This is a genomic window from Bartonella sp. ML69XJBT (assembly GCF_028618515.1).
GTDB lineage: Bacteria > Pseudomonadota > Alphaproteobacteria > Rhizobiales > Rhizobiaceae > Bartonella.
Genome location: NZ_JAQITB010000020.1, coordinates 14,851 through 28,668 on the forward strand (window position 1 = coordinate 14,851; position 13,818 = coordinate 28,668).

General features: G+C 39.4%; 12 protein-coding genes, 1 tRNA gene and 1 pseudogene. 12 read left to right on the forward strand and 2 right to left on the reverse strand.

Annotation, left to right across the window (positions count from 1 at the left end; translation table 11 throughout):
- Window positions 1-457: 457 nt before the first annotated feature.
- From PVV68_RS06695 to PVV68_RS06725, 6 genes are all read left to right on the forward strand, one after another.
- Window positions 458-1,396 carry a YopJ/AvrA family T3SS effector serine/threonine acetyltransferase gene (locus tag PVV68_RS06695; RefSeq protein WP_273782795.1) on the forward strand — a complete coding sequence of 313 codons (939 nt, stop codon included), beginning with the start codon at window positions 458-460 and terminating at the stop codon, window positions 1,394-1,396.
- A gap of 931 nt (window positions 1,397-2,327) precedes the next feature.
- Window positions 2,328-2,990 carry a lysozyme gene (locus PVV68_RS06700; protein ID WP_273721301.1) on the forward strand — a complete coding sequence of 221 codons (663 nt, stop codon included), beginning with the start codon at window positions 2,328-2,330 and terminating at the stop codon, window positions 2,988-2,990.
- On the forward strand, window positions 2,987-3,214 hold the full coding sequence (locus PVV68_RS06705; protein WP_273721299.1) for a hypothetical protein: 228 nt from the start codon (window positions 2,987-2,989) through the stop codon (window positions 3,212-3,214). Before PVV68_RS06700 ends, PVV68_RS06705 begins: the two co-directional genes overlap by 4 nt.
- A 128-nt stretch (window positions 3,215-3,342) precedes the next feature.
- Entirely contained in the window at window positions 3,343-3,561 is a 219-nt protein-coding gene (locus PVV68_RS06715) for a hypothetical protein (protein ID WP_273721295.1), read from the forward strand.
- A 120-nt stretch (window positions 3,562-3,681) separates the two neighbouring features.
- Entirely contained in the window at window positions 3,682-4,077 is a 396-nt protein-coding gene (locus tag PVV68_RS06720) for a hypothetical protein (RefSeq protein WP_273721292.1), read from the forward strand.
- Window positions 4,078-5,892: 1,815 nt separating this feature from the next.
- Window positions 5,893-6,774: an outer membrane protein gene (locus tag PVV68_RS06725; RefSeq protein WP_273721291.1), complete on the forward strand. Its 882-nt coding sequence runs from the start codon at window positions 5,893-5,895 to the stop codon at window positions 6,772-6,774.
- A 2,283-nt stretch (window positions 6,775-9,057) separates the two neighbouring features.
- On the opposite strand, the gene PVV68_RS06730 is transcribed toward PVV68_RS06725, so the two are convergent.
- Window positions 9,058-9,142 (reverse strand) — tRNA-Leu (locus PVV68_RS06730).
- 239 nt (window positions 9,143-9,381) lie between these two features.
- On the opposite strand from PVV68_RS06730, the gene PVV68_RS06735 reads away from it, so the two are divergent.
- The 3 genes from PVV68_RS06735 (at window position 9,382) to PVV68_RS06745 (ending at window position 11,314) form a co-directional block, all read left to right on the forward strand.
- Window positions 9,382-9,984 carry a YqaA family protein gene (locus PVV68_RS06735; protein WP_273782797.1) on the forward strand — a complete coding sequence of 201 codons (603 nt, stop codon included), beginning with the start codon at window positions 9,382-9,384 and terminating at the stop codon, window positions 9,982-9,984.
- An 18-nt stretch (window positions 9,985-10,002) separates the two neighbouring features.
- Window positions 10,003-10,569, forward strand: coding sequence for a disulfide bond formation protein B (locus PVV68_RS06740; RefSeq protein ID WP_273782798.1), 567 nt, complete (start codon window positions 10,003-10,005; stop codon window positions 10,567-10,569).
- Window positions 10,570-11,179: 610 nt separating this feature from the next.
- Window positions 11,180-11,314: a hypothetical protein gene (locus tag PVV68_RS06745; RefSeq protein ID WP_273721284.1), complete on the forward strand. Its 135-nt coding sequence runs from the start codon at window positions 11,180-11,182 to the stop codon at window positions 11,312-11,314.
- A gap of 248 nt (window positions 11,315-11,562) precedes the next feature.
- Here PVV68_RS06745 and PVV68_RS06755 read toward each other — a convergent pair whose 3' ends face one another.
- Entirely contained in the window at window positions 11,563-11,694 is a 132-nt protein-coding gene (locus PVV68_RS06755) for a hypothetical protein (RefSeq protein ID WP_273782799.1), read from the reverse strand.
- A gap of 209 nt (window positions 11,695-11,903) precedes the next feature.
- On the opposite strand from PVV68_RS06755, the gene PVV68_RS06760 reads away from it, so the two are divergent.
- The 3 genes and pseudogenes from PVV68_RS06760 to PVV68_RS06770 all read left to right on the forward strand — a co-directional run.
- Window positions 11,904-12,725 carry a VIT1/CCC1 transporter family protein gene (locus PVV68_RS06760; protein WP_273782801.1) on the forward strand — a complete coding sequence of 274 codons (822 nt, stop codon included), beginning with the start codon at window positions 11,904-11,906 and terminating at the stop codon, window positions 12,723-12,725.
- Between the two features lie 295 nt (window positions 12,726-13,020).
- Window positions 13,021-13,569, forward strand: a complete 549-nt coding sequence (gene dut / locus PVV68_RS06765) for a dUTP diphosphatase (protein ID WP_273782803.1) — start codon at window positions 13,021-13,023, stop codon at window positions 13,567-13,569.
- Window positions 13,569-13,784, forward strand: a pseudogene (locus tag PVV68_RS06770) (dUTP diphosphatase); the annotation flags it as partial. The gene dut and the pseudogene PVV68_RS06770, both read left to right, overlap by 1 nt.
- Between the last annotated feature and the right edge of the window lie 34 nt (window positions 13,785-13,818).

Consider the following 13,818-nt stretch of genomic DNA (forward strand, 5'->3'; position numbering starts at 1 on the left):
TTGGCAAATACACCTTTTGTTTTGGCTTGTAAGAGGCAAACAGCACAAGCCGCTTACCTATTAAGGCAAAACTGGGCTGTTATCTCAAAAACAGTGACAGCAACCCTTTTCAAAATTGCAAAACTCTTGTGTGATAATTCTTGTGTGATAAACATCATAAGGAAAAGAGTGCAAAAAGCTTTTATTCTAAAACATCAAGAGGACGTTACAAACAGATTCAAGTTTTTCATTTTTTACAGATTTTAAAGAAGCAGATAGCATCAAGATCACAATTCTAAAAAAAGCGATCGTTCTCATGAGCAAAGCTTTTTACAAAGATTTTTCCGCTTTAAAAGATGCCCTCATCACCTTCCCTTTCAAGATAAGAAAATCAATTAAAATCAATAAATAAACATAATTAAGCCGGAATTGAGCAAATAATATTGAAGACCAATGACAAGCATGGAGAGTCAATATTATGAAACCGCAAACTTCAAAAAACACCCCCCATAATTCATCAGCAACACCAGAAAGTGAGAGTGCAGATGAAGCATTAGCAAGTCTTCCGGAAGATTTAGAACAACTCAACGTCGAAAAAGCACGAAAAATCCCATTCAGTCGTGAAGAGTTAAAAGATATTATTGCAGGCTTAGAAGATGACATTGTGAATGGAAAATGGCTCAAAGGCAATTACCATTATGCCAATACAGACATTAAAATGATGCCGGCTCTCATAGAGAAGGCAAACCGTAAATATCAAGGATTAAATCTTAAACTTATTACGACATCTGAAGGGCTTGTTTCCTCCATAAAAGAAGCAATGGCTAACGGAGTTCAATCTTCGAGATATATAGTAAACACAACCGATAGGGGAATCCATTTTGCGGTACTTGATCACAGAACCATCGAGAACAAGACATCCTTGATAGCTTTCGAACCCGCAACTCTCCAGAATGAGATACCCTTATTACTAGCAATAAGAATACAACTCATCGTGCAAGAACAATTGCCTGAATGTTCTCTTTCCAAGATGGAGATGGATATTCAACGCAGCGCCTCTGAATGTGGAATAATAAGCTTAGCGCTTGCCAAAAAGCTTCACACTGAATCTGAGAAATTAACAAGAATGCACAAGGAGAACATCGACGGTGTATTAAACAAAACCCATCTTACATTACCTCCTGAAAAGGTAGATCCGTATCTTCCAGCGAGTTTTTACAAACACACGCAAGGAAGAAGACGTCTTAGGGAATATCTAAAATCAAATCCGGGGGCAGAACATGAAAAAGTAAACAAAAAAGATGAAACTCTTGTAGAAAGATTTGATAAAAACCTCGTTGAAGCAGAAGGAAAAACCGTCTCCGTTTCATTACATAAGAAAAGGATCTCTGAATACAAATCTGTCCTAACATTATGATATCATTTTTGAATATTTTCCCCCATATGCGTAGCAAATAAGGAGCAAACAAAGCGCCACATTTCGACTTAACGCATGTTGGCAAGTACGTTTATCATGCACCTTTTGTTTTGGCTTGTAAGAGGCAAACAGCACAAGCCGCTTCCCTATTAAGGCAAAACTGAGCTGTTATCTTAAAAACAGAGACATCAGCCCTCTCAAAAATTCCAAAGCTCTTAAGCGATCTTTCTGGAGAGGCAGAACATTTCATGTTTTGGCAAAAGCATAAGAAAGAGGCACATCTGCTTTTAAAAAATTACATCCATAGCGTTTCTTGAGGATAATCACCTTTCATAGCAAATTCTCACATATCCATGACACTCTACAATCCAACTTTATAAGCGCTGTGAAACTGAGCATGCACCAGCCACACCCACCAGCACAAACATCAACCATCAGCGCCAGCTACCAACACCAACGCTCGTCACAAACACCACAAACCAGCATAAACACCCACTCTTGGGTACCCCACCTTATGGTTTAAGCAAAATTTCACATCGCGTTTATTTTTAGAAAACAGAGAAAAATTCACTTTTAGCATGTTAGTCACGCCTCACCTTGTGTGGGGCTTTTTTTATGGAGGAACTTATACGAAAAATATCAAGCACCCATAATTAACACAAACACCAGCCACCAACATTAACTCCCATCTTGAACTGAGCATGCACCAGCCACACCCACCAACACAAACATCAACCATCAGCGCCAGCCACCAACACCAACGCTCGTCACAAACACCACAAACCAGCATAAACACCCACTCTTGGGTACCCCACCTTATGGTTTAAGCAAAATTTCACATCGCGTTTATTTTTAGAAAACAGAGAAAAATTCACTTTTAGCATGTTAGTCACGCCTCACCTTGTGTGGGGCTTTTTTTATGGAGGAATTTATGCGGAAAATATCACAAGAAGGACTTGCACTCATCAAACAATGGGAAGGCTTGCGCTTAAACGCTTATAAAGACGCCATCGGTGTGTGGACAATCGGTTATGGACATACCAACAGTGCTGGCAAACCTTTTGTCCACAAAGGCATGACAGTCACTGAAAAACAAGCCGAAAATCTTCTTCGCCAAGATTTAAGACAATTTGAAAATACCGTTGAACAAGCCGTTCACGTTTCCTTAACCGATGAACAATTCGCAGCATTGGTCTCCTTTTGCTATAATGTAGGAACAACAGCTTTTTGCAACTCGACCCTATTAAAAAAACTCAATAACGGTGAATATGAAGGGGTACCTGCCGAACTCCAGAAATGGACCAAAGCGGGTGGTAAGCGCTTGCAAGGTCTTGTCCACCGGCGTGTCGCAGAAGCGGGATTATGGGCAAAAGGGGCATTTGTTTCCTCCAACTATCAAACGGTGGAAACAAAGGATTCAACAACGCTCTTTAAAGCCGAAGCTCTTGCACCCATTATTGGTTCTTTCTCAGGTCTTGGCGGCTTACTAGCAGGCAATGGTCCAGTGCAATGGGCTCTTGCCACCATCATGGTTTTAGCTGCAGGTGTTGGTATTTTCCTCGTTGCCAAACGCTTTCAGGAGCACCGCCTATGATGTTCTGGATGAAAAAAAATCTCATGCTAACAGGCACGGCTTTGGCCGCTTTTTTTATGGCTTTAGCCAAAGCATTCACTCTTGGCAAAAAGGGTGAGCAGCAAAAGCAGATAGAACAAACTTTAAAGGCAGCAACAACACGGCTTGAGGTGGAAAATGAAGTTAATCAGAAAAGTGATGCTGATGTGCGCACTGCTCTCTCCGACTGGTTGCGTGACCCATAAATATGTCTCTTGTGTTGGTTGGTTGCCCATTTACTTAAACAAGAGAGATGTCAACGTCATCAGCTTGTCCTTAGCAAGAGAGATCTTAAAACATAACACACTAGGTGAACGCTTATGTGGGTGGAAACATGGCTAGAAAAAAAACAAAAGACGATACAGAGCTTACAGAAACGGAAAAAGCCATGCTTCAAGAAATGATCATTGCCTACCAAAGTGTGAAGATGATGTCGCGTCTGATGAAGTGGATAGTATTTTTTCTTTTTTTGCTTATCCTTGATTTTGCTCGCCTTATGGATGCGATAGATAATATCTTTGCACATATGAAACAGTGGTTTTCAAAGCATTGATGAACAACCACTTGCTTGAAGAGCGCGATGTTGTTAATATGATTATGATCAAAGCTGCTTTTTCTTCTCGTGTAAGAGATTTTACAAGAGAATAACAGTTCATTGGGGGGGGGGGTTAAGATGTTAAAATATTTTTTGTTGTTGCCTCTTGTCTTAACGGCTGGTTGCGCATCTGTAAGCAATTTATCAAATTATGTTGATCGGAATGTTACAAAGGGTGATGCACAATTAATTGCCAACGATTTTGTGCGCACTCTCAAAAATTCTTTACCACCAGCGACCACAACACTCATTGTAAAAAGAAAGAGCACAGAAGACAACTTTACTCCTTTATTTATCAATCTGTTGCAACGCAATGGATATGATGTGATCTCTACAAGTCAACCCCAAAAACAGCAAAACACAGCTGTCAATGTGACTTATAGAATAACGCCAATGGATAAAGGGATCATGTCTGTTTTTGCTTATGATTTGGCTGGAGCAACACATTATTATATACGTACTTATAAGAGATAACCCCTCTTGCCGGTTCATCAAAAAACAATAAACAATGGGAAAGTATTGGGGATTGAACAAACCAGTTTGCATATTTAGCCAACAATGACCATTCACCGAGGTTGTACCTTCAATCTATGGTAGCAAAAAATATCGTTTTTCCTCTTTTTATGAATCCTTTATTTTGTCCACCTCATGGAGGCGATAGAAAATGTCTTTACACATTTAAAACAGTATCTCTCCAAGCAATCCCTTTTAAATCACGGAGATTGCTTATTGTCTCACACTTTTGCCTCTCACCTTCTCGAAGGAGATCACGTCCCTCACACCAAAAAACGCCATTGTAAAAATACCATTGTAAAAATACCATGTGTTGCCAATTCGCATACTTGTTAAAAAAACATCTCTTAAGGTATCCAAGCCCATTTCATGCTCGCAAGCCCATTTGCCACAGTGCCTATAAATGGGTATAATGTAAAATCCATCGAGCACCGTAATCTTTACACTTATGACGAAGCCCGCTGATCATTATATTCTTTATACTCTTTATCAGCGCTCAATGCTACGATAGCCTTTACATTTTATCTCTCTATGTTGCTTGTTTGATGAAAAAGTTGCATGGGAACTTCAAAAAAGGATTTGTCCTATGACCTTATGAGGTGATGGCATCAATGGTAAGCAGGGATTCCTTTCATAGAGCATATTATGGTGGTATGCTTCTCATGCCCCAAAACGCCGAAAAACAACACCGTGCCCTGAATTCCTCTGAATTCCCATGCCTGTTTTCACGCAACAGCCGGCACTATCGTACTCTTTGTCAGCGCTCAATACTACAACAACTCTTAGCACTTGAGAGTTTTTAGTAAGAGGAGCTTTAATCCTTTTTATATAGTTGTGCACCGTAATCTTTACACTTATGACGAAGCCCGCTGATCATTATATTCTTTATACTCTTTATCAGCGCTCAATGCTACGATAACCTTTACATTTTATCTCTCTATGTTGCTTGTTTGATGAAAAAGTTGCATGGGAACTTCAAAAAAGGATTTGTCCTATGATCTTGTGAGGTGATGGCATCAATGGTAAGCGGGGATTCCTTTCATAGAGCATATTATGGTGGTATGCTTCTCATGCCCCAAAACGCCGAAAAACAACACCGTGCCCTGAATTCCTCTGAATTCCCATGCCTGTTTTCACGCAACATAAAGCCATTTTCAATAGTATCTGTGGATGGGGTGCCTGTGGAAAAGTATCAATCTTCCCGTGAAAATGATAAAATCTATTAAGCCTTATCAATCTTTACACTTAATTAAAATGGTAAACCAGTTCATAATATTTACCAATTCCCAATGCTTTAGCAATCCTTGGCACTTAGAGCTTTCATAAGAAGCATTTACGCCTTTGATGAATGTTTTTATCTACACACCAATCCTTCTTATGACGTGAAAACAAATGATTCTGATTCATTCAAATTGTTTTAACATGAGAGATTTGAAAGGAGAGAAGCTTTGTATATTGGAAATTCTCATTCAATATACAAAACGATGACTGATCATTATAAATCAAACTGTTATCCAAGGAATAAGAGAGGCACTCATGGTATAGTCAAGAGCGTTCTTTAAAGCGAGCAAAACGTTCAGCACAGAATTTAGCACAATGCTCGATAAAACGTAACGCATTGATTGCTATCCACTCGTTCACAAATAAGCTTAAGAAAATTTTAAACTGTTTGCATCTATAAAACTTGTATAGTATTTTATTTTCGTACATATATGGATTTTTGTATTTATTATGTGTATATCATATCTTTCATCTTGAAATAAACCAGGGGTTTTTATGAAAAAAAAACATTTAATATCGATATCTCTAGCCGCTTTAATGGCAACTTCTACAGTTCAAGCTGCTGATACCGTAACTCTTCCAGAAATAAAATCAAATATTATAAAATCGAATGTTCCAGCGGTTATTGTTGCTCCAGCTTATTCTTGGACAGGCTTATATGTTGGAGGTCAGTTTGGTGGTTTTTCCAGCAAAAGTGTCTTAAATTACTCTGAAGATGCGACGACTGGAAAATGGTCTTGGATTGATAAAAAATTATCACCTAAACCATCAGAATTTATGGGAGGGGGGTATTTAGGTTCTAATATTGATCTTGGCAACAACTTTGTGCTCGGAGTTGATACAGACTTCATGTGGTCTGGTAAAAAGGACACCAGAACGGGTGAAGAAAGAAAGATTCTAGATGATGATGAACTCGATTCCATTAACGAAGTTTTTGAAGAAGCTAATATTCGCATTGTAAAGCCTGCAGCTCAAGACGAAACAATACCCAATATTGGTGATCTTGTTGTAAGCAGTGTCACTTTGAAAGAGAAATGGGCTGGTGCTACGCGCGTGCGTATTGGTTTTGCTTCTGATCGCGTTATGCCCTATGTCTCTGGCGGTATTGCCTATGCACAGATGCAATATATCCTATCACTTTTGTCAAAATCTCAAGAAGACGCGTTTGTCTTTGCCTCTGGCAATGTGCTCGATGAAACAAAAACAATGATTGGTTATACAGTTGGTGGTGGTCTTGATTTTGCCTTAACCAATAATATTATTCTGCGTACAGAATATCGCTATTCAGATTTTGGTAAAAAGAAATTTGGAGAAGACAAGCTTGAAATTGGCTACAACACAAATGATTTCCGCATTGGTGTTGCTTATAAATTTTAATTTATTACACATTAAATTCAAAAACCCTGCCAAAAGCAGGGTTTTTATTTTTATCAACGAGACATGAGTTAACACATTGATTTATAAGACTCATAGAGCGTTATCCATATTGAATAAGAGATCCCAATATCGTAGAATCCTACCCTTTCAATCTCTCCCATGTTCAATCAATCACAATCACTTGCTCACACATTATAAGTAGAAGGAAGCTGTGAATAAAGATTATACAAAAAAGAACTAAAGCTCCTCTTCCTAAACACTCTCAAGTGCCAAGAGCTATAGAAAATTGGGCACTGACAAAGAGTATGATGACAAACTTGCTCCTTCATAAGTGTAAAAATGTTGGTATACAATGGCTTTAACTATACCATCATTCACAAACGCTGATGTGAAATAGACTTAAGAGCATTAAGAGAGTTTTTTTAACAAGCGGGTAAATATGCAACGCAAGAGCGTTCTATTTTGCGTGAGGAACGTACTCATGCCCCCTTAAGCAGTCAAATCAAGCAAATTTTTATGATTTTATGAGAACGCTGTATTTTGTAAAAAAATTTTTACCAATCTGTTCTTTATAAGAAACACAATATATTAAAAAAAGCATATTATTGTTTTTAAAAATCCATTTACATAATAACTTTTGGCATCAAATGATCCATTGAATAAGAAAGAATTTCAGCCATTATACATGGGTGAGGCGTTATTTTTGCTCTTTACTGGGATAGTTTTGAGCAAAATCATCAAAACAATAAACAAAATGACCAAATTTGCTTATTACTCTGATTTTTTAAAATCCCTGTTTCCATAGCTTTGCATCAATCAAGGCTTTCACCGAGACTCTAACAGTAACCTTACATGAGACAATAAATGAGACGGCAGATTGCTCATTTCGAGATTTTTTCTTCTTGCTTGGAAAACGAAGCTCTCACAAAACGATAATAAGATTGCTCTCACCACAAACCAACATATTGCTTTATAAGAATAATTCATCATTTTACACTCTGTATAAGAAACTCTAACACAGTAAGCTATTCTCATTTGCACTCCTGTTATATGAAAGCAATCAAAACCATTCAGTCTTATAAGCAGATTTAGCATATAGATAACAGCACAGAATAAAAATACCACTTCATAAATGTTCCCAAACACACCCTCCCCATGCCAAGATTTTTGACAGCATTGGGAGTGAGTAAATCTCATAGACTGATACCACTTCATAAATGAATAGCAAAAGTGATGCCCGATAACCTTCTAAGCACGGAAGGATTTATCTCCATCCACAAACACCATCGAAAATAGCTTCATGTTCCTGGACAATAGGCATAGGAATTCACAACACGGTGCTGTTTTGCGGCATTTTGGGCAAGAAAAGCGCCACCCCCAATGACATGCCACAAGCCCCCTTGCCCGCCATTGATGCTATCCCTTCACAAAATCACAAGCAGCATAGAAAGAGTAATTGTGCTCATCGGATATTTGAGAGGCATAGAGCATATTTTGCTAGCACAGCAGATGAGTCTTTCAACAATTATCATTTTCGGATTTAATGTGCTTCAAAAGAAAAAACCAACAAACAAAAATGAGCCAATGGGACAGAACCCAGAGCGACAGAACATTGTACTTACCTCTATGAATAGAGCGTATAGCCCTGTCCTAAAGAGGCAATATTTTAGATGCTATCCCTTCACAAAATCACTGGACAAATGCTGTTTTGAATTCCCCATGCATCTTTTCCACCAAACAAGCAGCATAGAGAGTAATTGTGCTCATCGGATATTTTAGAGGCATAGAGCATATTTTGCTAGCACAGCAGATGAGTCTTTCAACAATTATCATTTTCGGATTTAATGTGCTTCAAAAGAAAAAACGAACAAACAAAAATGAGCCAATGGGACAGAACCCAAAGCGATAGAACATTGTACTTACCTCTATGAATAGAATGTATAGCCCTGTCCTAAAGAGGCAATATTTTATAGGATGACGATAAGATTTTAAAAACCGACAAATCATACACTGGAAATAAGGGGCAATGCCTATAAAGCGGTGCGGTTTTGATAAGCCAGAGTCCAGCTCCATCAGTAATTTTCCTAAAGGCAAAATTTTTTACAATTAAAACGGATAAAATCTATCCCGTGTTTTTGTCTTCTTCAGCACTTTTAAAAGCACCTTTTGAACTGCGTTTTTAACGCATTTATCAGATATGAAAAAAACGATGTCTTATCAATAAAATAAGATAAACAACGATATCAAGTGATGCAGAATTTATAAAGTATCGAATCTATAAAGTGGTGCGGGTGGTCGGACTCGAACCGACACTCCTCTCGGAACCAGATTTTGAGTCTGGCGCGTCTACCAGTTCCACCACACCCGCACGCTGTTATAAAGAACAGATCTGTTCATTATCCTTCTGCACTATATGAAGAAGAACAGATTCGTCAACAGCAGATTTTTTGTTTTTGCAGAATCCGTATCATTTTTGTTTGATAAGTTATAAAGAATATTTTTCTGAAGAGAATTTTTTTAACGCGTGAATTTTAAAAATATTTGTTTGACCATCTTCATGGCGCATAATTTGTAAAGTCTTTACCTATTAGGCTTATGAAATCCCTGATGATATTAAACAGATTAAAGCTTTGGACTATTTCTTTAGCAAATCGGGGCACAGCGCCCCATTGGCTTGGTTTCATTGCCTTTATTGAAAGTTCTGTTTTTCCAATTCCGGTAGATGTTTTATATATACCGATGGCTCTTGTTCATCCCAAGCGGGTTTATCGCTATGCCTTTATTGCTACGATGTGTTCTGTTTTGGGAGGCATTGCTGGTTGGTTTATTGGGCATTTTGCCTATGACGCGCTTGCCAAACCGATCTTAGAATTTTATGGTAAAGTTGAAAGTTTTGAAGCCCTAAAAAACCATGCAACGCTGCAATTTCTGGTGATTTTACTGATCACATCAGGTTTTTTTCATCTTCCTCCTATCAAGATTGTCACGATTTTAGCAGGTGTTATGGGTGTGCATATTGGGCTTTTCATTCTCACCTGTATTTTTGCTAGGGGGGCCCGCTTTTATCTTCTTGCTTGGTTTATTCAACGTTTTGGCCAACAAGCCATGAATTTTCTTTCCCGTCATTTCAAATGGATTGTCTTGATTGGTTGTGTTAGTGTCCTAATTGCTTATGGAATTTTCATAGCTTTTGTGAACAAGCAGCTTTGACTTTAAGGAACCTGCTCCATGTCCAGCATTTTTTCTTCTCAATCTATCTTGCACAAGCACCTTCACCTTGAACCAAGCCGCAAAGAGCAAAGTTTATGGGCTTTTTTTCTTGCTTTTTGCCTCTCAAGCACGATAGGTCTCGCCCTTGGTTTTGAATATATTGGAGGCTATCTTCCTTGTGATTTATGCCTTATTGAGCGTTTTCCTTATTACAGTGCACTGCCATTTTTGCTTTTAGCAGGTTTTGGAGCGTGGTTTTTTCGCATTTCTTCTTGGGTACAACTTTTATTTTTGTGCGTTTTTGTCTTAATGACCATCAGCCTTGTCTTAGCAGTGTACCATGCGGGTGTTGAATATGGTTTTTGGCCAGCTCCCCCCAGCTGTGGTTTAAGTGCCATGAGAAGAACAACAGACGTCTCACAGCTTTTTAACCAATTAAACACCATCCACCCGCCTTCTTGTTCTGAAGCCCCCATGCGCTTTCTTTTTCTCTCATTTGCCAGCTGGAATGTGGTTGCCAGCCTCCTTTACATGCTTGCCAGTTTTTATATTGCTTCAAAAGGTCTGCTGAGTTCTAAAAAATAACAACCAAAGAGCATAGAGCATGCTCTCCACCCCCCCTCTAAAGCACAACAGACCTCCATAAACCTTGCCATACCACTAGTCCTGGCATCCGCACTCCTTCTCCTCTCTCAACCTAAAAAAGAGAAAAAGAGTATTTTATGATTCCACATCCTCTTTACTGGTATATTTTGACAAAAACCGCCAATAAACAAAAATGATCAGCCATAACTTCAGATCAGAACTCCTCCTATGACCCATCCTCCTCACTCAAGAGATATGCCATCAAAGCACTACATGCCAAAGCCTAGCTTATCACCCTGCTTCCTCATAACCCATCACCACAGCAAGCATCTACTTGCTGGTCTGGTAGCTTCCATCTATTCCTCTGCTAGAAAAAACTCTCCAGAGCTTAACATGTGCTTGGAATAAAGCAGAAGTCAACGCAAAACCACGTCGCCCTCCCCAAAGGATATCAATATCGTCTACTGCCTCAGCTTCAATGCATGACCCCAACCATTATAGATCATTTACAGATAAATTTTGAGCTCTCAAATCATCTCTTCGCCTCTCAAGCTATCTCTTCGCAAACGGCTTACAAGAGCAAAGGTTGCTCCCTTCTACAAGAGCAACCATGACAAGAACAACAACTCTTAAAACAGAGAAAAATGCTCCCATTAGTCTTTTTCAGAGCAGCATAAAGAGTACTCCACTCCCCAACAACCGCATGCCTGCCTCTCAACTGCCAGTTGTCGTTTCAATGCAATAAGCAGAACAACAGGTAAAACTCAGCTCTTTAACCAATTGAATAGCATCCACCCTCCTTCTTGTTCTAAAATCCCTATGCGTTTTCTCTCATTTTCCAGTTGAAATGTGGTTACCAGCCTCCCTTTACATGCTTGCCTGCTTTTATATTGCAGCAAAAAGCGTCTCTCAGTTTCTAAAAAAGATCAACAATCACATGCTTTCTCCCCAATCTAACAGCAACAAAACTTCTCCACAGCACACCCCATACCCTTAAATCTGCCCCCATGCCCTATCATCTCCAAGAGCCATACCGCAATCTCCTCCATCCCCTCTCACCTCCATCTCTCCCCATTCCTGACCACAATTCCTTGGTAAAATCGCCAGTCTTTCTCGTTTCTGCATTTTTCTGGCATCGTTTCATACAATCACGTTTTTTTTGCTGACTTATTTTCTTATCTAAGCAAATTTTATTTTCTTAACACTGCAACCTTTACATCTCTAAGCTGTTCTTTTCATCACACTGACTCTTTACAATTTTTTAATTTTAGATTGACTTTGCTCTTTTTTCTCTTATATCTTTAGAACTATTCTAAAGTGCAAAGGAACAGGAAATGTTGAGATCGTTTTTTTCATTTATACAACGTAAAGCTCTGTCCTTTCGTTCAGCACAACAAGTGATGCTTCGAGCACTTAAAGCCAAAGAACAAAATGCTGCTCTTTATTTAAAATATGCCAAAGCTTTAGAGCCTTATTCTTCAAAGCATGCAGAAATTTTTGCAGCAATGGGTATGCGAGAGCTTGAAAATTATAAGGAGCTTCTGTGCCTTTCTTGTAGCAATCGTGCAGGCACCATAGCTTCAACGGTAGACTCACCGTGTAATCGCGCCACTCTTGTAACGGCAAAGAAGCATCATAAAAGCTCTCGAAGCAAAACGGTAAGTCAAGAGACAAAAAAGTCATCAAAAACGCACAGACAGCTGCTTTTGACATGGATTCAACCTGGTCTTGCTGGTCTCATGGATGGATCAGTTTCTACTCTTGCGCCAATTTTTGCAGCCGCTTTTGCAACAGGAGATACGCATCAAACCTTTTTGATCGGGTTGTCTGCTTCGATTGGAGCAGGTCTTTCAATGGGATTTACAGAAGCAGCCCATGATGATGGGAAATTATCAGGCCGTGGTTCTCCGCTTAAAAGAGGTCTTGCCAGCGGTATTATGACAACGTTAGGAGGATTAGGTCACACACTTCCTTATTTGATTAACTCTTTTTATATGGCGACAGTGATTGCCTTTATCATTGTTTTTTTCGAACTAGGGGCTATTGTTTGGGTGCAAAATAAATTCATGTCGACTCCTTTTTGGCGTGCATCTTTACAAGTTATCATTGGTGGTGCTCTCGTTTTTGCCACGGGGATTCTTATCGGGAGTATCTGAAAGCAAAACCAAACAAACACGCAACAGACAAGTATTGAAGCATCACGCGCAGACTTGTTATTATCAAGCCCCAAAAGATTTTATATGCCCTCCCAATGACAATTTATCATTGGGAGTTTTTTTATTTTTGCACAGATATTCTTATAAGAAAATCTAAAACCAGCGTCCACAAACCTGTATTGGGGACAACCCCTCTCCATGGACCTTTATTGGTTTGTTTTATGGGAAGCTTTTGCTAGAGTAGCATTTGTTTTATAATTTTAGACCTCTCTTATAATTTGGAAATGTTTTGACCATGCCTCACACTCCAGCCTCCCCCCCCTTAAACAACCAAGACAATGCTTTTTCTCACCGCTCTAAACCCGTGACTTTGTTAATCGAACGCCTTGAGCATGGACAAGGCTTAGAACTTCCGCACTATGCCACAGCGGGTTCTTCTGGTCTTGATCTAAGGGCCGCGCTTGGTGAAAAAGAAACACTCACTCTTGCACCTGGACAGCGCGCCCTTATTCCAACGGGTCTTATTTTTCATTTGTCCCCTGGGTTTGAAGCACAAATACGTCCACGCTCAGGCTTAGCTTTCAAACACGGCATCACATGCCTCAACACGCCTGGAACCATTGATAGTGATTACCGCGGTGAAGTCAAAGTTTTACTCATCAATTGCGGACAAGAAGACTTTACCATTGAACGAGGCATGCGCATTGCCCAAACAGTCATTGCACCGGTTCTTCAAGTCAATGTTCATGAACTTGCAGCAAATGAACTTGCATCAAATGAAAAAGACAAGAGCGATGTGGGAAGCAGAGGTACGGGTGGTTTTGGTTCCACAGGTCATGACTAAACTACCGCGGTGAAGTCAAAGTTTTACTCATCAATTGCGGACAAGAAGACTTTACCATTGAACGAGGCATGCGCATTGCCCAAACAGTCATTGCACCGGTTCTTCAAGTCAATGTTCATGAACTTGCAGCAAATGAACTTGCATCAAATGAAAAAGACAAGAGCGATGTGGGAAGCAGAGGTACGGGTGGTTTTGGTTCCACAGGTCATGACTAAACAGCACATTGCGTGAGAAAAAACGCACATCCTT